Below are 17,565 nucleotides of genomic sequence, written 5' to 3'. Positions count from 1 at the left end.
TAGGGCCAACCCCGCTTGACCCCGCCCGGGGCTTGCGGGACGCTTTGATCGCGTCTTTGGCAACACACAACAGCAGAGGTCCGGTCGCCGTGAAGGACGCGACGGCGGTGCGGACTCACACGTTCAAAGCCATGGAGGCAAGGAGTTAGATATGAGCCAGAAGATTGCATACGTCACCGGCGGCATGGGTGGCATCGGTACCGCCATGTGCCAGCGCCTGCACAAGGAAGGCTTCAAGGTCATCGCCGGCTGCGGCCCCAGCCGTGATTTCACCAAGTGGATCAACGAGCAAGCCGCCCTGGGTTACACCTTCCACGTGTCGGTCGGCAATGTGGCCGACTGGGATTCCACCGTCGAGGCCTTTGCCAAGGTCAAGGCCGAGCACGGCCCCATCGATGTGCTGGTCAACAACGCCGGCATCACCCGCGACGGCATGTTCCGCAAGATGACCCGTGCCGATTGGGACGCGGTGATCGACACCAACCTGAATTCCATGTTCAACGTCACCAAGCAGGTGATCGAGGACATGCTGGATCGTGGCTGGGGCCGCATCATCAACATCTCCTCGGTCAACGGCGAGAAGGGCCAGTTCGGCCAGACCAATTACTCGGCCGCCAAGGCCGGCATGCACGGCTTCACCATGGCCCTGGCCCAGGAAGTGGCCAGCAAGGGCGTGACGGTGAACACGGTCAGCCCCGGCTACATCGGTACCGACATGGTCAAGGCCATCCGCCCCGACGTGCTGGAGAAAATCGTCGCAACCATCCCCATCAAGCGCCTCGGCACGCCCGAGGAAATCGCCGCCATCGTCGCCTGGCTGGCGGGCGAAGACTCCGGTTTTACCACCGGCGCCGATTTCTCCTGCAACGGTGGATTGCACATGGGGTGAGTCGCGAGCGAGGACAGTCCTGAGGACTGTCCGACCCGTGACGAACGACAGCCCACGTCTTGCGTGGGCTGGCTGGGGAGAGAAAGGGACAGGCTGCAGCCCTGCGGCTGCAGCCTCGCCCTGATCACGCCAGGCCGCGTCTCGCGCGGCCTGGCCGGGGTGGTGGAGTCCAGGCGTCCACCATCCGCTTGAGTCAGGGACCCTGGTGACTCGCGGATCGAGTCAAAGAAGAAAAGCGCCCGAACTCGAACCCCGGGCGCTTTTCTGTTTCCCGCTAAGCCTCGCGGCGCGGCGCCCGCAGCGCCCGCATCAACTCCCCCGGCGAGCGCCACACATAGCGCCACTCCGCCGCTTCGCTGCCATCTTGCAAGGTGATCACCACCCGCTCGGCCGGCCGTGCGCCCAAGTGCTCGTAGACCGCGCGGGCGGCCGTGTTGGCCTCGAACACCCAGAGGTACAGGCCCAACTCGCTCACATCACCGAGTTTCTGCAGGAAGTGTTCGCTCAAGGCCGCCAACAGTCTCCGGCCGATGCCCCGGCCTTTCTGATCGGGCCGCACATGGAGGTTGTCCAGCAGGCTGCCCCACTGCGCATCGAAGGCGGGAAAGGCAAAGGTGAAGCCTAGCGCCTCGCCCGAGGCCTCGCGTGCGATGAAGCCAAAGCTGCCCGGCGATGGCTCGCTGATCAGGCGCCGGGTCCACAGGGCCTGGCGGGTTTCGACCACCCGCTCGCTGTCCAGAAAGGCATCGCTGAAGATGCCGCGATAGGCGCTGCGCCAGCTCTCGCGGTGCAGACGGGCCACATCGGCTAGGTCCTGGGGGCGGATGGGGTGGATGGAGATCATGGCGTGGTGGTGGGTGCAGTGTTGGCGCCGGCCTCAGTGTCAGCGCGCAGCCGCTGGATCAGAAAAGCCAGCACCTGCTCGCGGTAGGCCTCAGGCGCAAAAGCCTGCAGGTCGGTGTGATGAGCCCCGTCCAGCAGCCACAGCGCGTGCAATTGCGGCGCGGCCGCGGCCATGCGGCGGGTTTCGGCAGGCGGTGTTTGCGTGTCCAGCTGCCCGCCCGCCACCAGCACCGGCGTCTCGCCGAGCTGACGCAACGCCTGCACGGGCTGCAGCTGCGAAGGTTCCACGCCGAGGCGCTGCGGCAGCTGGCTCAGCAGCAACGGCGTCAGGCCTTGACTCAAGATTTCACCGATGCGCACGCGCAGGCGGTTGTGCACCGCCTCCTCGATGGTCGGGTAAACCGATTCCAGCGCCACCGCTTGCAGCGGCCCGCGCTCTTGAGGTGACAGGAGCAGCAGGGAGGCGCCGCCCAGCGAGACGCCGATCACGCCCAGTTTCTCTTGCGGCAGCTCGCGGCGCAGAAAGCTCAGCGCCGCGGCCACGCCTTGCGATTCACGCCAGCCAAAGCTGATCCGCTCGCCACTGCTTTCGCCATGCGCCGGCAGATCGATCAGCAGCACGCCCAAGCCCGCCTCATGCAGCAGGCGCGCCCGGGCCAGCATCTGGCCGCGATGGCTGCGCACGCCGTGCAGCAGCAGCACGGCGCCGCGCCCCGGCTGGCCGGGGGAGAACCAGCCGCTGACCTGGCCGGGCGCTTGCTCCCCCGCCGCATCGGGGATGGGCTGGGGGACGGGGATGCGAACCGCGCGCGCTTGCAAATCGGCCGGCGGCGGACCCAGGCTGGCACGGGCGGGGCGGCTGAGTTGCTCGCCGGCGATCCAGAGTCCCGCCCCAGTCAAGACGCTCAGCATCACGAGTGCCAGCGCGCCGCGGCGCCACCGAGGCCCAGACCTGGTCGCTCCGCTCATTGCGGCTCCAGCACGATCTGCTCCTGCGCCGCGCCCAGGCTGAGCCGGCGGATGCGCAGCCTGGCCTGAGCTTTGGGCAGGCCGCTGCGGGCATGTTCATCACTCAGCTCCAAACGGCCATGGGCCAGGGCATGCAGCTCGACATGGGTCAGCTGATCCCCGAGGGCGAAGACCAGGGCCTGATGGTCGGCCGGTACGGCCGGGTAGCGGATGATGCGGCCACAGATGTTGCGGCCCGCCTGGATGAACTCGCAGATCGCGTCCCGCGTGCTGCCGGGTTCGAAGCGGTAGACCCGGTCCCAGCCAAAGCTGGTCAGCCGGGCCAGTTCGACATGCTGGGCGGAAGGGTCACGGGTGATCTCGCCGATGCGCTGGCTGATCTGCCCTGTGCCGGCACCGAGCTCGCTGCAGGCGATCAGCAGCAGGGAACTCAGTAGCAGGGCGCTCAGACCGGTGATCCAGGATGTCAGTTGCCGTGCGCTCAGGCGCGGCGGGGTGAAATGAAAGACTCTGAGCATGGCAGGCGAGAGGAGTGCTTGAAGATGAGAATGCCGCAGACCTGCAGCATTCTCGCCCGCTCTCCGGCCAGGCTCGCAAACCTTCAGATTCAGCGGCCTTGGTAGTCCACCGCAAACACCGGCTTGCCGCCGCACCAGACGCGCTCCACCGCCGCCTGACCGCCGGGCCGGGCCACGCTGATCAGGTCGGCGCGCAGGCCGACCGCGATCTCGCCGCGGTCGTTCAAGCCGGCGGCGCGGGCCGGGCCCAGGCTGACCAGGCGGGTGGCTTGGGGCAGGCCCAGGCCTTCGCGATGGACCAGGGCGTCGACGGCGGCCAGCATGGTGGCGGGCGCGTAGTCGGCGCACAGGCAGTTGGCCACGCCGGCGTGGATGGCGTCGAGCGCGCGCATATTGCCGCTCTGGCTGCCGCCGCGCATGACATTGGGCGCGCCCAAGATGGTGGCCAGTCCAGCGGCGTGGGCGGCGCGGGCGGTTTCCAGATTGATGGGGAACTCGCTCATGCGGGCGCCCAGGCTCTTCATGGTCAGCACGCGCTGCGGGTCGTCGTCGTCATGGCTGGCGGTGGGCACGCCGCGCTGCTTGGCCCGCTCCATCACGGCCAGCACGCGTTCGTCGGCGCTTAGCCGGGCCTGCATCTTTTCCTCGGCCATTTGCAGGGCGGCTTGCTGGCTGCTGCCGTGGTTGCCCATCATGTAGGCGACATAACTGTCCAGATGCTTGAACTGGCCCTGGCCCGGGGTGTGGTCCATGATGGAGAGCAGATCGACGCCGCCTTCGTCCAACAGCCCCAGCACATGGGGCAGGGCGCTGAGGTCGGTGATCTCGTAGCGCACATGGACGCGGTTGTCGATCAGCTCATGGGCCTTCAGGCGGCGCAGGGCGCGGACCAGTTCGGTGGCCGTCTCGTTGTTGCGCACGCCCCATTCGGCATGAGCAAAAGACAGCGCATGGTAGGGCGTGGTGATGCCGGCCGCGGCATTGCGGCGATCGATGTTGATGCAGGCGAAGTCCAGGGGGAAGAGCACGCGGGCGCGCGGCTCCACCTCTTTTTCCACCGCGTCGCAGTGCAGGTCCACCATGCCGGGCAGCAGCCATTGGCCGCACAGGCTCAGCTCGGGCGCGCCGCCGCCGGACTCGGGGTTGATGGCGGCGATGCGGCCGTCGGCGCCGATCAGCAGCGAGGCGTCGTGCAGCTCCTGCTCGGCCAGGACGATGTGGGCATGGGTGAGGTAGAGCGGGGAGGCGGTGTTCATCGTGTGCACTTCTTTCGTGGGCAATGCTCAGGCGGCCATCGCCATCTCGGCGTGGCTTGCGGCTGAGCTCAGGGCTTGCAGGGGAAGGCGCTGCGTGGCCACGGCCTCGCGCACCTCGGCATCATGAAAAATGCCGACCATGGCCTGGCCGGCGGCGCAGGCCTCGCGGATCAGGGTGATGACGACGGCGCGGTTGGCCGCGTCGAGCGAGGCGGTCGGTTCGTCCAGCAGCAAGAGGGGCTTGGGCGCGATGAAGCCGCGCGCGATATTGACGCGCTGCTGCTCGCCGCCCGAGAAGGTGGCCGGCGGCAGGCCCCAGAGCCGCTCGGGCAGATTCAGCCGCGCCAGCAGTTCGGCCGCGCGCTGCATGGCCTCCTCGCGCCCGGCGCCCAGGGCTTGCAGCGGCTCTGCCACGAGGGCCTGACTGCTGACGCGCGGAATCACGCGCAGGAACTGGCTGACGTAGCCGACCGTGTCGCGGCGCAGGGCCGTGAGCCGCTGCGGGCTGATGCGGCAGAGGTCCAGGGTTTCACCGCTGTCCGCCGCGCGCAGCAGGATCTCGCCGCTGCTGGCCAGGTAGTTGCCGTAGAGGCAGCGCAGCAGGCTGCTTTTTCCCGCGCCCGAGGGGCCGTCCAGCACCAGGCAATCCCCGGCGTGAACCTCAAAGGACACCGCGTTCAGAACCGGCAGCTCCAGGCCGCCTTGCTGGTGCAGGGTGAAGGTCTTGCTCAGGCCGCGGACTTCAAGAACGGGCTGCTTGTGGGTTTGCATGTCTCGTGGTTCCTTTATGCGGCCAATACCGAAGACACCAGCAGCTGGGTGTAGGGGTGCTGCGGGTCGTCCAGCACCTGGTCGGTCAGGCCGGTCTCGACGATGCGGCCGTGGCGCATGACGATCAGGCGCTGGGCCAGCAAGCGGGCCACGGCCAGATCGTGGGTCACCAGGATGACGGCCAGGTCCAGCTCGGCGGCCAGGCCGCGTAGCAGGTCCAGAAAACGCGCCTGCACCGAGACATCGAGGCCGGCCGTGGGTTCGTCCATGAAGACCAGGCGCGGGCGGCTGACCAGATTGCGGGCGATCTGCAGGCGCTGCTGCATGCCGCCGGAGAAGCTTTTGGGCGCGTCGTCCAGGCGCTCGGCCGGGATTTCCACGCGCGCCAGCCAGTCGGCCGCCGCACCCCGGATGTCGCCGTAATGCCGTGCGCCCACGGCCATCAGCCGCTCGCCGATATTGGCGCCGGCCGAGACCTGCATGCGCAGGCCGTCACGCGGGTTCTGGCGCACAAAGCCCCAGTCGGTGCGCCAGAGCTCGCGCAGCTGGGCCTGGGTCAGCGTGCCGAGGTCGGTGAGGCCGCGGTCCTTCAGGTCGTATTGGATCTGGCCCTCGTCGGGCTGCAGCTGGAAGGCCAGGGTGCTGAGCAGGGTCGATTTGCCCGAGCCCGATTCACCCGCGATGCACAGCACCTCGCCGGGGTAGAGGTCGAGGTCAATGCCTTCGCAGCCGATGCGGGCGCCGTAGCGCTTGGCCAGGCCGCGGACTTGCAGCAGGGGGCGGCTCATGCCAGCGCTCCTGCAAAGCCAGCAGCGCTGGTGGGGCTGTTCTGCGTGCCGCGGTGGCCTTCGGTCTGGCGGGTGTTGCAGTACTCGGTGTCGGAACAGACGAACATGCGCTGGCCCTGGTCGTCGAGGATGATCTCGTCCAGATAGGACTCGGTGGCGCCGCACAGGGCGCAGGGTTCGCTCCAGCGTTCGATGGCAAAGGGGTGGTCCTCGAAATCGAGCGAGCGCACATCGGTATAGGGCGGTACGGCGTAGACCCGCTTCTCGCGGCCGGCGCCGAAGAGCTGCAGGGCCGGGCTTTGGTGCAGCTTGGGGTTGTCGAACTTGGGAATGGGCGAGGGCCGCATCAGGTAGTGCCCGTTGACGATGACGGGGTAGTCGTAGGTGGTGGCGATGCGGCCGTGGCGCACGATGTCCTCGAACAACTTCACGTGCATGACGCCGTATTCACTCAGCGCGTGCATGGTGCGGGTCTCGGTCTCGCGCGGCTCCAGCCAGCGCAGCGGCTCGGGGATGGGCACCTGGAAGACCAGGATCTGCCCGTCCTGCAGCGGCGTCTCGGGGATGCGGTGGCGGGTCTGGATCAGCGTGGCCTCGCGTGTGGCCTCGGTGGTGCGCACGCCGGTCACCTTCTGGAAGAAGCTGCGGATGTTGACCGCATTGGTGGTGTCGTCCGCGCCCTGGTCGATGACCTTGAGGCAGTCACTCTGGCCGATCACCGCGGCCGTGACCTGGATGCCGCCCGTGCCCCAGCCATATGGCAGGGGCATCTCGCGGCCGCCGAAAGGCACCTGGTAGCCGGGCAGGGCCACGGCCTTGAGCAGGGCGCGGCGGATCATGCGCTTGGTGTGCTCGTCCAAGTAGGCAAAGTTGTACCCACTGCTCATTTCGCTTGCTCCTTGTCCCATTCCGCCCGCAAGCGCCGCAGCAGCTCGAGATTGGTTTGAAAGTCCACGTAGTGCGGCAGCTTCAGGTGCTGCAAAAAGCCCGAGGCCTCGACGTTGTCGCTGTGCGAGAGCACAAACTCCACGTTGTTGGCGGGCAGCTCGCTGTCTTCGCCAAACTCCTCGGCGCGCAGCGAGCGGTCGACCAGGGCCATGGCCAGGGCCTTGCGCTCGGCGTGGCCGAAGGCCAGGCCGTAGCCGCGGGTGAACTGAGGCGCGGTGTCGGCGCTGCCGTGGAACTCATTGATCAGCTGGCACTCGGTCAGCTCGACCTCGCCGATCTCAACCGCGAAGCCCAGTTCCTCGATGTGCATCTCCACCGGCACGGCGCCGTAGCGCAGCTCGGCCGCAAACGGGTGGGTGGTGGCATATCCGCGCTGGGTGCTGTAGGCCAGGGCCAGCAAGAAGCCCTCGTCGCCGCGCGCCAGGTTCTGCATGCGGGTGGCGCGGTCGGCCGGGAAAAGCAGGGGCTCGCGGGTCAGGTCGGGCGGCGGCGAGGCGTCGGGTGCCTCGGGCTCGGCCGCTTCCAGCAGGCCTTCGCGGCTGAGCAGGTCGGTCACGCGCGGCGCGTGCAGGGGCTCGCCTCGGGCGGCGCTGTGGGCTGCTTGCGCTTCGCCGCTGCTGGATGATTCGCGCATCAGGCCAAAGTCCAGCAGGCGCTGGGTGTAGTCGAAGCTGGGGCCCAGCAGCTGGCCACCGGGCAGGTCCTTGAAGGCCGAGGAGATGCGGCGCTCCAGGCGCATGCGGCCGGTGTCCAACGGCTCGCTGTCGCTCAGGCGTGGCAGTGTGGTGCGGTAGGCGCGCAGCAGAAAGATCGCTTCGATCAGGTCGCCGCGTGCCTGCTTGATGGCCAGGGCGGCCAGGTCCTCGTCGTAGAGCGCGCCTTCGCACATCACGCGGTCCACGGCCAGGCGCAGCTGCTGCTTGATCTGCTCGATGCTGAGCTCGGGCTGGGCGCTGTCGCCCCGGCGCGCCTGGGCCAGCAGTTCGCGCGAGGCTTCGATGGCGCGCTCGCCTCCTTTGACGGCAACGTACATCTCAGAGCTCCCAATCGATGAGGGTGGTGCGCGGCAGGGCCAGCAACTGCCGACCTGCGCACAGCACCAGGTCCACGCCGAGCGGGAAGCGCCGGCGGTTGTCTTGCACAAAAGCCTGGCTGCTTGCGGACCAACCGGCCACCTCGATACGCGTCTCGCCCTGGATGCCGGGGCCGCGCAGGCGCAGTGTTCCCTCGCCCACTTGCAGGGCGTCTACTTCGATGAAGAGCGTGGCCGAGCGGTCCGGATAGGCGGCATCGCCGAGGCGCAGGGCGTCCAGAGTCGGCAGTGCGTTCAGGTTCTGCAGCATCAGGAACTGTGCCTTGCCCATCTCCGCGACCAGGGGGCAGCCGGCATGGAAGCGCAGGTGCTCGCCCGCGGCGTCGCTGCGCAGCTCGGGCGGCAGCCACAGTGGCGTGTCGCGGTCGGCCAGGGCCAGTAGCAGGGCGGTCAAGGCCGGCTGCAGGCCGGCGGGTGCGCTCAATTCAAAAGGCAGGCTTTGCAGGCTACCGGGCCGGGACATGGCGTCCAACAGGCAGCGGAAGGCCTGCTGCGCATGGTGCACCGGGTCGGCAAAGCCGGGCAGCAGCTGCTCCAGGTGCAGGCCGGCGGCGGGGGCGCTCGCGTTCATCGCATCACTCATGCTCATGGCTCAGTCCTCGCCCCGCACCAGGGTGTAGAAATCCACCTTGCTGCGCGCCACTTCGGCGGCGCGGTGGGCGTGGCGGTCGTGTTCGGCCTCGGCCAGGGGGCGCAGGAGCCGGGCTTGCAGCTGCGGTGCCCAGTCGGGCGTTTGCAGCAAGGCGTCGGCCAGGGCGACCAGCTCGGCGTGGCGCGGGTCGCTGCCGCGCACCGTGCCCACGCCGACGCTGGCCGGCAGGCCCGGCGCCTGCAGGCGCAGGGTGCAGCGGGTGACGGTGGCCTCGCCCAGATTGAAGACCTGACCGCCACCGCCGAGCCGGCCGCGCAGCATCAGCATGCCGGTCTCGGGACGGCGCAGCCATTCAAAGTGGGGCAGGGGCTGCAACTCGGCCAGCTGCTGCTCCAGGTCCTGGGGCCGAGCGCGGGCCAGCAGGCCCAGGGCGTGGCGGCGTGCGTCCTGCGCTGCCGCGAGAGGGATGTGTGATGACACGTCGGATCCCGTCAAAGCATCTAATCGTCTAGACGACTTGCGGCGGCCATGTGCCGGCAAGCCCTGGCGATGCGGCGCATTCTTCAGGGCCGACATGAATCTTTCGTGAATCGTCTCTAAGCTGTTTGGCAACCGTGATCCAGGGAATAGAGACTCAGCATGCAAGAGCAGTGTGGCCAGGTGGTGGAACGAGGCACCGGCGTGGCGGTGTGGCGCCAGATCGAGGCCGCGCTGCTGCGCGATATCCGCGAGCGGCATTACGCTGCGGGTGAGCGCATCCCGAACGAGACCGAGCTGGCCGAGCGCTTCGGCTGCAACCGCCACACCGTGCGGCGCGCCCTCGGGGTGCTGGAGCGTGAGGGCCTGCTGCGCGTGGAGCAGGGCCGCGGCACTTTTGTGCAGGAACATGCGATCGCCTACAGCGTGGGCAAGCGCACGCGCTTCTCGCAGAACCTCAGCGGCCAGGGCCGCAGTGGGCGCATCGAGCTGCTGCGCGCCAGCGAACTGCCGGCCACGCCCGAGCTGGCTCAGGCCCTGGAGCTGGCGCCGGGCACGCCGCTGCTGCAGCTGCTGACCCTGGGTCATGCCGGCGCGGGCAGCGGCGGGCAGGATGCGGCAGCGCCGCGCGCCATCAATCTGGCCCGGCACAGCTTCGAGGCGGCCCGCTTCGCCGGCCTGGACGCGCTGCTGCGCGAGACCGGCTCCATCACCCAGGCCTTGCAGCATTTCGGGGTGAAGGACTACACCCGCGGCCAGACCCGGGTGATGGCCGCCATGCCCGACGCCGAAGCCGCGCGCCTGCTGGCCCAGCCGCGCTCGCGCCCGGTGTTGCTGGTCGACTCGGTCAACCGCTGCAGCGAGCAAGGGCGGGTGTTCCAGCACACGCTGGCGCAGTTCAGTGGCGACTGGGTGCAGCTGGTGTTCGAGCCCTGATGGCGAGGCCAGCCCAGTCGCGTCATGCCCCTGTCAAAGCCTCGCGCTAGGCTGGCGATCGCGACAGAACCTGTTGATGAATGATCGAACGATCGATTGAAGTGAAGCCGAAGACGAGAGAAGTGAGCCTTGCCATGCTGAGCCCCCAACGCGTTGCCGCCTTGTCCACCATCCGCGGGGGCCAGGTCTTGCGCCCTGGCCAGCAATGGCAGGAGAACGAACTGGTGCTGGGCATCCAGAACGGCCGCCTGGTCGACAGCGCCTTGCCCGGCCCGGGCCTGGATGCCAGCGGCTGCCTGGTGCTGCCGGGCATCGTCGATTTCCATGGCGATGCCTTCGAGCGCCAGATCATGCCGCGCCCCGGTGTGCATTTCCCGCTCGATCTGGCCTTGCTGGAGACCGACCGCCAACTCGCCAGCAATGGCATCACCACCGCCCTGCACGGCCTGACCTACTCCTGGGAAGGCGGCTTGCGAGGCGGCGATACCGCCCGCGAGCTGCTGGCTGCGCTTGATTCGCTGGACGGCCGCCTGCAGGTGGATCACCGCCTGCATCTGCGTTTTGAATGCCACAACGTCGATGGTGAAGATCAGGCGCTCGAGTGGCTGCGCAGCGGCCGCATCGGTCTGCTGGCTTTCAACGAGCATCTGCCCATGATGCGCAAGAAGCTGGACAAAAAGCTGCAGGACTATGCCGACCGCGCCGGCACCGACGGCGCCGGCTTCATCGCCCTGCTGGAGAAGGCCGCGGCGCGCGGCGCCGAGGTGCCGGCCCTGATCGAACGCCTGGCGGCGGAATGCCGGCGGCTGGGCATCCCCATGGCTTCGCATGACGACGACAGCCTGGCCACCCGGGCGCGTTTCCAGGCCCTGGGCTGCGGCATCTCCGAGTTCCCCTTGAGCACCGAGGTGGCGGCCATGGCCAGCGCCGAGCGCTCGCCCGTGGTCTGCGGCGCGCCCAATGTGCTGCGCGGTGGCAGCCATGTCGGCGCCCCGCGCGCGGCCGATCTGGCCGGTGCTGGCCTGTGCAAGATCCTCGCGTCCGACTACTACTATCCGGCGCCCCTGCATGCCGCCTTCAAGCTGGCGCAGGACGAAGTGATGCCGTTTGCCTCGGCCTGGGAGCTGGTCTCGGCCAACCCGGCCCAGGCCCTGGGTCTGCACGACCGCGGCCAGCTCAGCGCCGGCCGCCGCGCCGATGTGCTGGTGGTCGATGCCCAGGACCCCAGCCGCCCGCGTCTGGTGGCCACGCTTTGCGCCGGCCGCATCGTCTACCTGGCCGAAGGCGAGCGTCTGCTGTGAACGGCCTGCACCCGCTGCCCGCCACGGTGCACCGTTATGCCGTCTACTTTGCGCCGGCCGCGGACAGCCCGCACGCCGAGCTGGGTGCGCGCTGGCTGGGGCGCGATGCCCTGCAGCCCGGCCGCGTCTTGCCTCCCGAGTCTCTCGGCGGGCTGGAGGCCGAGGCCCGCGCCGCCCTGTGCCGCAGCGCGCGGCGCTACGGCCTGCATGCCACGCTCAAGCCGCCCTTCGAGCTGGCCGAGGGCGGCAGTTTCGAGGAACTGGACACGGCGCTGCACACCCTGGCCGCGCGCCATGCGGCCTTCGAGCTGCCGGTGCGCCCGGCACGCCTGCACAACTTCCTGGCCTGGCGCCCGCATCTGAATGATGCGACCGCGCATGCGGAGCACCCGGTGAACCAGCGCCTGATGGATCTGGCCAGTGACTGCGTGCAATCGCTCGACCCCTTTCGCCGTTCGCCCAGCCCGGCCGAGCTGCAGCGCCGCCGCAGCGCCGGCCTCAGCAGCGAGCAGGAGGCTTTGCTGCAGCGCTGGGGCTACCCCTTTGTGATGGAAGCGTTCCGCTTCCACCTGACCCTCAGCGACGCGCTCGATGCCGAGCAACTGGCCGGGGTCGAGGCGGCCCTGCAGCGCGCTTGCGCGCCCGTGGCTGATCAGCCTTTGTGCATCGATGCGCTCAGCCTGTTCGTGGAGGCGGAGCCGGGCGCGGATTTCGTTTGCGTGCGGCGTTACTTGCTTTCCGCCTGACTCAGGCTGAGTGGAGGGGGCATGTTGCCACGCGCAGGCCTTGCTCAACGGTGAAGTGCGGGCTTCAATGTCCGATGCGGTGGGCCTGCTTTCGGGCAAAGCGCTGCTGCTACTTCTGCCTTGCGGGATGGGGGCCCTTACCGGCTATGCGCCGCGCCGTCAGATAGGCAGTCATGATGTCCTTGCTGGGGATAGTCCTCGGCCTCCTGAATCCCTTCGGGTACTGCGCGTCTGGGTTGGGCTTGTTGCTTAAACTGTAACGGGACCATGTGTCATTGAGGTTGCCGGTCAGGTCAGTGAGCAGAGCGAGTCGAAACTCGCGTTCTGGTTGGTTGAATGTTTGGAGTGAGATCACCTGCCTCACCTTGCTCTGGATGTTCACTTCCAATGCGCTGTCCTTGAGCAGGAAATCATCATGGAGGACACCGAACTCGTTGCCCACGTCGTACCCCGCAGTGGCGCGGCAGTCGATGTATTGCAGCAGCAGGAAGGCGAGGAGGTTTTCGGTGGAAAACTCCTTGACGCAGAAACAGGCGAAGCGGGCGAGGGTCTGCGGGTTGGCGGCCAGCAGCTCGAATTTGCCGTCGATCTCGTGGAGGTGGTAGGTGGTGGACATGGCGCGTAGAGCTTGAAGCAATAGACGAGCGATAGGCTCCGCCCCCACCGTTGAATCAGCGTTGAATCCAGGTCCGAAACATGCGTGTTTGCAGTTCGGCGGGAATAATCCCGCCACCCGCCGCTGCAACTGCGAGCGCTTGAACTTGCGCGGCATTCTGAATGGACCGCAAGAGCAGCGGGTTCACGAAAGGCCACCATGTTCGACCACGTCAAATTCGGCGTCAGCGACTACGCCGCCAGCAAACGCTTTTTCCTGCAGGCCCTGGCGCCGCTCGGCGTCAGCCTGGGCGGCGAGGGCGAGCCCAGCTATGGGGTCGAGCTCTGTGGCAGCGGGGACGCCTCGCTGTGCTTGTTCGAGACACAGGAGCGCCCGGCGCCTTTGCATCTGGCCTTCAAGGCCGAGACGCGGGCGCAGGTGGATGCCTTTTACGCGGCGGCGCTGGCAGCAGGCGGCCGTGACCATGGTTCGCCGGGCCTGCGACCGCAGTACCACGCCCAGTACTACGCGGCTTTTGTCATCGGCCCCGATGGCCACAATATCGAGGCGGTCTGCCACGCGCCGGAGGGGGTATGAGCAGCATGGGCACGTCCAGCACCGCGGCGCCGCAACCGCGCCTTCATCACGCCGCCTGCAGCTGCGGGCAGTTGCAGGCCCAGGCCCGAGGTGAGCCCTTGCGGGTGTCGGTCTGCCATTGCCTGGCCTGCCAACGGCGCACCGGCAGTGTCTTTGGCGCCCAGGCCCGCTTTCCTCGTGCGGCCGTGACCTTGCAGGGCGAGAGCCACAGCTGGGATCGCACAGGAGACTCCGGCTCGACCTGCCGTTTCCATTTCTGCCCGGTCTGTGGCGCCACGGTCTACTACGAGCTGCTGGCCATGCCCGAGATGCTGGGCATCCCGCTGGGAGCCTTTGCCGATCCGCAGTTCCCGGCGCCCAGCTTCTCGGTCTACGAGGAGCGCATGCATGCCTGGGTGCAGCTGCGCGGTGAGATCGAGCACATGGATTGAATCAGCGCCGGCCGGTCGGCGCTGATTCAGCCGTCCTGCGCGCCCGCCTGGCGCTGCTCATGTGCCGCCAGCATCTTGCGCACATCCTTGAGTTCATCCTGCCGCGCCTGCAGCTCCTCGTGCGACCAGTCCCACCAGGCCACGGCTTCGATGGCGCGCCCGATGGCAGGGGTGAAGCGGGGGCGGATGGGGCGGCAGGGGTTGCCGGCGGCAATGGTCCAGGCGGGCACATCGCGGGTGACGATGCTGCCGCTGCCGATCACGGCGCCATGGCCGATCTTGACGCCGGGCATGATGACCACGCCGTGGCCCAGCCAGACATCGTGGCCGATGCTGACGCGCTGCAGGCGGCGCCAGTGGAAAAGCTCGGCGTCGTCTTCGCCAAAACCCTCGCCATACATGCTGCCGCGGTAGAGGATGTGGTGCAGGCAGGGGCGCTCGACCGGATGGAAGCCCGGGTTGATGCGCACCAGATTGGCGATATTGACGAACTTGCCGATGTCGGCGGCCATGATGTCGGCGTGGTGGCCGACATAGCTGTAGTCACCGAATGCGCTGTGCTCGATGCGGGTGCTGGCGCCGACTTCGCACCAGCGGCCGAAGCGGCTGTCGCGCACGATGGCATCACGGGCCAGGGTCGGTGCCTCGCTCAGGCGCACCGGCTCGGGCAGATTGTGGGCGGCGATGTGGTAACTCGTCATCAGATCAGCACCTTGCGAATGCGTGCCGAGATTAGATCGATGCCGGTGACGAAGGCGATGATGATGAGCATCACCGCGGCGGTGTGCGCGTACTGGAAGCTGCGGATCACCTCGTAGAGGATGACGCCGATGCCGCCCGCGCCCACCATGCCCACGACCGAGGCTGAGCGCACATTCGACTCGAAGCGGTAGAGGGTGTAGGACACCCAGAGTGGCATCACCTGCGGGATCACGCCGTAGACGATCTCTTCCAGCGCATTGGCGCCGGTGGCGCGGATGCCCTCGACCGGGCGCGGGTCGATGGACTCCACCGCCTCCGAGAAGAGCTTGGCCAGAATGCCCGTGGTGTGCACCCACAGGGCCAGCACGCCGGCAAACGGCCCCAGCCCCACCGCCACGATGAAGAGCATGGCGAACACCATCTCGTTGATCGCGCGGGCCGAATCCATCAGCCGGCGCACCGGCTGGTGCAGCCAGGCCGGCGCGATATTGGCCGAGCTGAGCAGGCCGAAGGGCACGGCACAGATGACGGCCAGCACCGTGCCCCAGACGGCCACCTGCACCGTAACGATCATCTCGGTCACATAGGTGCGCCATTCGCTGAAGTCGGGCGGGAAGAACTCCTTGGCGAAGCTGGCCATATTGGCCGAATCTGCCCAGAGCGCAGCAGGGCGCATATCGGCCCCGCGCCAGGACCAGGCCAGCAAGGCCAGGCCCAGGCCCCAGAGCATCAGGCTGCCCAGGTGGGCACGCGGCGGCTGGGGCAGGCCGGGCGTGGGCGCGGTGTGGGGGGCTTCGGTGCGTGAGCTCATGGCCGTGATGTCAGTCGAATGGGGCTGCAGCGGGCCGCGGTTTACTTGGCCGAGGCCAGCTGGGCGTTCAGCTCGGCCAGCTTCTTCTGGATCTCGGCCAGCTTGCCTTGCTTGGTGGCGGCGTCCATCTTGTCGTCGGCTTCCAGCTTGGCCTTGTCCTTGAACAGCTCCAGCTGACGGAAGGGCACCAACTGCTTGTTGCTGGATTCATTGAAGACCCCGAAGGTCAGCTTGGCCAGATGGGCCAGCTCGCGCTTGGCCTGCTCGGACTCACCGCGGCCGTAGCTCAGGAAGAAGCCCTTGAGCTTGGCCTTCATATCGGCCGACAGGTCGGCGCGCCAGACCATGGGATCGGCGGCGATCAGGGGCGACTTCCACAGGATGTGGATGTTCTTGGCCTTGTCGGCCTCGCGCTTCTGGAACTTCTCGAACACCTCGGTGTTGGTGATGGCCACATCGACCTGCTTGGCGGCCGTGGCCATCAGGTTGGACTCGTGGTTGCCGGCGCGGCTGGACTTGTAGTGGGTCTTGGGGTCGATGCCGTTGAGGGCATAGAGGTAGTAGCCCGGCACCAGGGTGCCCGAGGTCGATTGCGGGTCGCCGGCACCGTAGTTGTATTCGCGCGGGTTCTTGAGCACCTGGTCGACGTTCTTGATGCCGCTTTCCTTGTGCGTGATCAGCAGCGAGTGGTAGCCCAGGGCGCCGTCGGCATAACTGGTTTGGGCGAACACTTCGCCGCCGGCGCGGTCCACGGCTTCCATGCCGGATTTGTTGCCCATCCAGGCCATCTGCACCTTGTTGAAGCGCATCGCTTCGATGATGCCGGCGTAGTCGTTGGCGAAGAAGGCTTTGACCTTGTAGCCGGTCTTGGCTTCCATATCGGCCAGGATGGGGGCCCAGTCGGCTTTCAGGTGGGCGGCCGATTCGGTCGAGATGATGCCGAAGTTGATGTCCTGGGCGTGGCTCAGGGTGCTGGCCAGCAGGGTGCAGGACGCGAGCAGGAGTTTGCGGAACATGGGGGTTCTCCGATGAGCTGAAGGTGGGAGGAAGCGAAAGCAGAAGGGAGCCAGGGAGGGCGAATCAGGGCCGCCCGCTGTGGCAAATGGGGCAAATGGGGTGAGTGGAGCAGCGGGTGCCGGGGCCGCGTCAGGCCGCCACCGGTTCGGGCTTGTGCAGCGGCGGCAAGGGCATGGGCTGGCTGTCCAGAGACTCCGGAGCGGTGGGCCCGACTGGCAGCGCGGGAGCCTCGGCATCGCTGGCGTACAACTCGTTCAGGAAGCTGGGGTTGAGTGCGTTGCTCGGGCCGTCAAAGACCACCCGGCCGTCGCGCATGGCGATCACGCGGCTGCAGTAGCGCAGCGCCACATCGACCTGGTGCAGAGACACCAGCACCGTGCAGCCATGCTCGCGGTTGACGCGGGCCAGCATGTCCATGACCTTGCGAGAGGATTCCGGGTCCAGCGAGGCAATCGGCTCGTCGGCCAGCACCACCTTGGCGCCTTGCACCAGGGCTCGCGCGATGGCAGCGCGCTGCTGCTGGCCGCCCGAGAGGGTGGAGGCGCGCTGAAAGGCATAGTCGTCTATACCAACTTCGGCCAGCGCTTTCAGGCCGGCGGCGCGTTCCTCGCGGGTGAACCACTGCAGCAGGCTGCGGTGCAGCGGGATGCGATGCAGTTGGCCGGTCAGCACATTGTTCAGCAGCGTCATGCGGCCGACCAGGTTGAACTGCTGGAAGACAAAACCGATCTGGGCGCGCACGCTGCGGATGTTGGCGGCGATGCGGCCTTGCGACTGCACCAGCTGACCCATCACGCGCAGCTCGCCCGAGCTGGCATCGCCCGCCACAAAGCCGGACAGGTGGCGCAGCAGGGTCGATTTGCCCGAGCCCGAGGCGCCAATCAGCGCCACCATCTCACCGGGCCGCAGCTGCAGGCTGACCTGGTCCAGGGCCTGACGCTCGCCAAAGCGCTTGCTCAGCGCATTCACTTCGATTGCATGCTGCATGCCGCACCTCGTTTGCTTGCTTTTCGTCCGTCGGGAACTTCGATTCAGCCGCCCTTGCACGGCCGTCAATGGCGGCTGTGATGAGCTGCGGCGATGCTAGGCAGCTTGTGTGAAAGATTCGTGGCGGGGCTGAGTCGGCGCGGTGACGGGGCTGATCTGATTGGGTGCGGCACGAAGTAGTCTTTGGTTTTGCTCGTGAGGCCCTGCAGCCCGCGCCGCTGCCGGGCTCATGGTTCCGGGGTCGGCCCTGGCGGGCCGACTTCCCTGCGCTGCTCGCGCCTCGGGGCTGGCGCATAAC

At 67.6% G+C, this 17,565-nt stretch carries 21 protein-coding genes; 6 read left to right on the top strand and 15 right to left on the bottom strand.

All coding sequences use genetic code 11. The annotated features are described in order from the left end of the window. The first annotated feature begins 151 nt into the window (after nucleotides 1-151). The gene (gene phbB, locus AC1Q6P_RS17825; protein WP_171826929.1) at nucleotides 152-889 is read left to right on the top strand and encodes an acetoacetyl-CoA reductase; all 738 of its coding nucleotides are present in this window, start codon (nucleotides 152-154) and stop codon (nucleotides 887-889) included. A gap of 274 nt (nucleotides 890-1,163) precedes the next feature. Here the strand turns inward: phbB and AC1Q6P_RS17820 are convergent, their stop codons facing one another. From AC1Q6P_RS17820 to phnG, 10 genes are all read right to left on the bottom strand, one after another. Continuing rightward, on the bottom strand, nucleotides 1,164-1,733 hold the full coding sequence (locus tag AC1Q6P_RS17820) for a GNAT family N-acetyltransferase (RefSeq protein WP_492665316.1): 570 nt from the start codon (nucleotides 1,731-1,733) through the stop codon (nucleotides 1,164-1,166). Continuing rightward, the gene (locus AC1Q6P_RS17815) at nucleotides 1,730-2,644 is read right to left on the bottom strand and encodes an alpha/beta hydrolase (protein WP_492665315.1); all 915 of its coding nucleotides are present in this window, start codon (nucleotides 2,642-2,644) and stop codon (nucleotides 1,730-1,732) included. Before AC1Q6P_RS17815 ends, AC1Q6P_RS17820 begins: the two co-directional genes overlap by 4 nt. Before the next feature lie 53 nt (nucleotides 2,645-2,697). After that, nucleotides 2,698-3,219 carry a hypothetical protein gene (locus AC1Q6P_RS17810; RefSeq protein ID WP_492665314.1) on the bottom strand — a complete coding sequence of 174 codons (522 nt, stop codon included), beginning with the start codon at nucleotides 3,217-3,219 and terminating at the stop codon, nucleotides 2,698-2,700. Between the two features lie 89 nt (nucleotides 3,220-3,308). Next, nucleotides 3,309-4,475, bottom strand: a complete 1,167-nt coding sequence (locus tag AC1Q6P_RS17805; RefSeq protein WP_492665313.1) for an alpha-D-ribose 1-methylphosphonate 5-triphosphate diphosphatase — start codon at nucleotides 4,473-4,475, stop codon at nucleotides 3,309-3,311. 27 nt (nucleotides 4,476-4,502) lie between these two features. Further along, on the bottom strand, nucleotides 4,503-5,246 hold the full coding sequence (gene phnL / locus AC1Q6P_RS17800) for a phosphonate C-P lyase system protein PhnL (RefSeq protein ID WP_492665312.1): 744 nt from the start codon (nucleotides 5,244-5,246) through the stop codon (nucleotides 4,503-4,505). Between the two features lie 14 nt (nucleotides 5,247-5,260). Beyond that, complete coding sequence (phnK, locus tag AC1Q6P_RS17795) at nucleotides 5,261-6,034, bottom strand: phosphonate C-P lyase system protein PhnK (protein ID WP_492665311.1); 774 nt, start codon at nucleotides 6,032-6,034, stop codon at nucleotides 5,261-5,263. Next, the gene (locus AC1Q6P_RS17790) at nucleotides 6,031-6,921 is read right to left on the bottom strand and encodes an alpha-D-ribose 1-methylphosphonate 5-phosphate C-P-lyase PhnJ (protein ID WP_492665310.1); all 891 of its coding nucleotides are present in this window, start codon (nucleotides 6,919-6,921) and stop codon (nucleotides 6,031-6,033) included. Before AC1Q6P_RS17790 ends, phnK begins: the two co-directional genes overlap by 4 nt. After that, on the bottom strand, nucleotides 6,918-8,015 hold the full coding sequence (locus tag AC1Q6P_RS17785) for a carbon-phosphorus lyase complex subunit (protein ID WP_492665309.1): 1,098 nt from the start codon (nucleotides 8,013-8,015) through the stop codon (nucleotides 6,918-6,920). The genes AC1Q6P_RS17790 and AC1Q6P_RS17785 overlap by 4 nt, the downstream gene beginning before the upstream one ends. Before the next feature lies 1 nt (nucleotide 8,016). Beyond that, nucleotides 8,017-8,664, bottom strand: coding sequence for a phosphonate C-P lyase system protein PhnH (gene phnH / locus AC1Q6P_RS17780; RefSeq protein ID WP_492665308.1), 648 nt, complete (start codon nucleotides 8,662-8,664; stop codon nucleotides 8,017-8,019). 3 nt (nucleotides 8,665-8,667) lie between these two features. After that, on the bottom strand, nucleotides 8,668-9,147 hold the full coding sequence (phnG, locus tag AC1Q6P_RS17775) for a phosphonate C-P lyase system protein PhnG (RefSeq protein WP_492665307.1): 480 nt from the start codon (nucleotides 9,145-9,147) through the stop codon (nucleotides 8,668-8,670). A 159-nt stretch (nucleotides 9,148-9,306) separates the two neighbouring features. Between phnG and phnF the strand changes: the two genes are divergently transcribed. The 3 genes from phnF to AC1Q6P_RS17760 all read left to right on the top strand — a co-directional run bounded on the left by phnF (nucleotide 9,307) and on the right by AC1Q6P_RS17760 (nucleotide 12,127). Then, nucleotides 9,307-10,080 (top strand): phosphonate metabolism transcriptional regulator PhnF, encoded by a 774-nt coding sequence (gene phnF, locus AC1Q6P_RS17770; RefSeq protein ID WP_171826938.1) that lies wholly within the window; start codon nucleotides 9,307-9,309, stop codon nucleotides 10,078-10,080. A 134-nt stretch (nucleotides 10,081-10,214) separates the two neighbouring features. Beyond that, nucleotides 10,215-11,381, top strand: a complete 1,167-nt coding sequence (locus tag AC1Q6P_RS17765; protein ID WP_492665306.1) for an alpha-D-ribose 1-methylphosphonate 5-triphosphate diphosphatase — start codon at nucleotides 10,215-10,217, stop codon at nucleotides 11,379-11,381. Further along, nucleotides 11,378-12,127, top strand: a complete 750-nt coding sequence (locus AC1Q6P_RS17760; RefSeq protein WP_492665305.1) for a DUF1045 domain-containing protein — start codon at nucleotides 11,378-11,380, stop codon at nucleotides 12,125-12,127. The genes AC1Q6P_RS17765 and AC1Q6P_RS17760 overlap by 4 nt, the downstream gene beginning before the upstream one ends. 109 nt (nucleotides 12,128-12,236) lie before the next feature. On the opposite strand, the gene AC1Q6P_RS17755 is transcribed toward AC1Q6P_RS17760, so the two are convergent. Continuing rightward, nucleotides 12,237-12,743, bottom strand: a complete 507-nt coding sequence (locus tag AC1Q6P_RS17755) for a regulator of G-protein signaling domain-containing protein (protein ID WP_492665304.1) — start codon at nucleotides 12,741-12,743, stop codon at nucleotides 12,237-12,239. A gap of 198 nt (nucleotides 12,744-12,941) precedes the next feature. Here AC1Q6P_RS17755 and AC1Q6P_RS17750 point away from each other — a divergent pair, with 198 nt between their 5' ends. Both AC1Q6P_RS17750 and AC1Q6P_RS17745 read left to right on the top strand, forming a co-directional pair. Further along, nucleotides 12,942-13,319: a VOC family protein gene (locus tag AC1Q6P_RS17750; RefSeq protein WP_492665303.1), complete on the top strand. Its 378-nt coding sequence runs from the start codon at nucleotides 12,942-12,944 to the stop codon at nucleotides 13,317-13,319. Further along, nucleotides 13,316-13,750, top strand: coding sequence for a GFA family protein (locus AC1Q6P_RS17745; protein ID WP_492665302.1), 435 nt, complete (start codon nucleotides 13,316-13,318; stop codon nucleotides 13,748-13,750). The genes AC1Q6P_RS17750 and AC1Q6P_RS17745 overlap by 4 nt, the downstream gene beginning before the upstream one ends. Nucleotides 13,751-13,776: 26 nt before the next feature. Here the strand turns inward: AC1Q6P_RS17745 and AC1Q6P_RS17740 are convergent, their stop codons facing one another. From AC1Q6P_RS17740 to phnC, 4 genes are all read right to left on the bottom strand, one after another. Next, the gene (locus tag AC1Q6P_RS17740) at nucleotides 13,777-14,451 is read right to left on the bottom strand and encodes a DapH/DapD/GlmU-related protein (RefSeq protein ID WP_492665301.1); all 675 of its coding nucleotides are present in this window, start codon (nucleotides 14,449-14,451) and stop codon (nucleotides 13,777-13,779) included. Further along, nucleotides 14,451-15,263, bottom strand: a complete 813-nt coding sequence (gene phnE / locus AC1Q6P_RS17735) for a phosphonate ABC transporter, permease protein PhnE (RefSeq protein WP_102766428.1) — start codon at nucleotides 15,261-15,263, stop codon at nucleotides 14,451-14,453. The genes AC1Q6P_RS17740 and phnE overlap by 1 nt, the downstream gene beginning before the upstream one ends. Before the next feature lie 41 nt (nucleotides 15,264-15,304). Next, a complete protein-coding gene (gene phnD / locus AC1Q6P_RS17730; protein WP_171826945.1) occupies nucleotides 15,305-16,279 on the bottom strand; it encodes a phosphonate ABC transporter substrate-binding protein in 975 nt (324 codons plus the stop codon). Nucleotides 16,280-16,409: 130 nt separating this feature from the next. Then, complete coding sequence (gene phnC / locus AC1Q6P_RS17725) at nucleotides 16,410-17,267, bottom strand: phosphonate ABC transporter ATP-binding protein (protein ID WP_492665300.1); 858 nt, start codon at nucleotides 17,265-17,267, stop codon at nucleotides 16,410-16,412. Nucleotides 17,268-17,565: the final 298 nt, after the last annotated feature.

The organism is Roseateles sp. GW835-FHT13E02, from assembly GCF_058794035.1.
The sequence above is the reverse complement of the archived record's forward strand: the minus strand, read 5'-3'. Positions and strand labels throughout refer to the sequence as shown.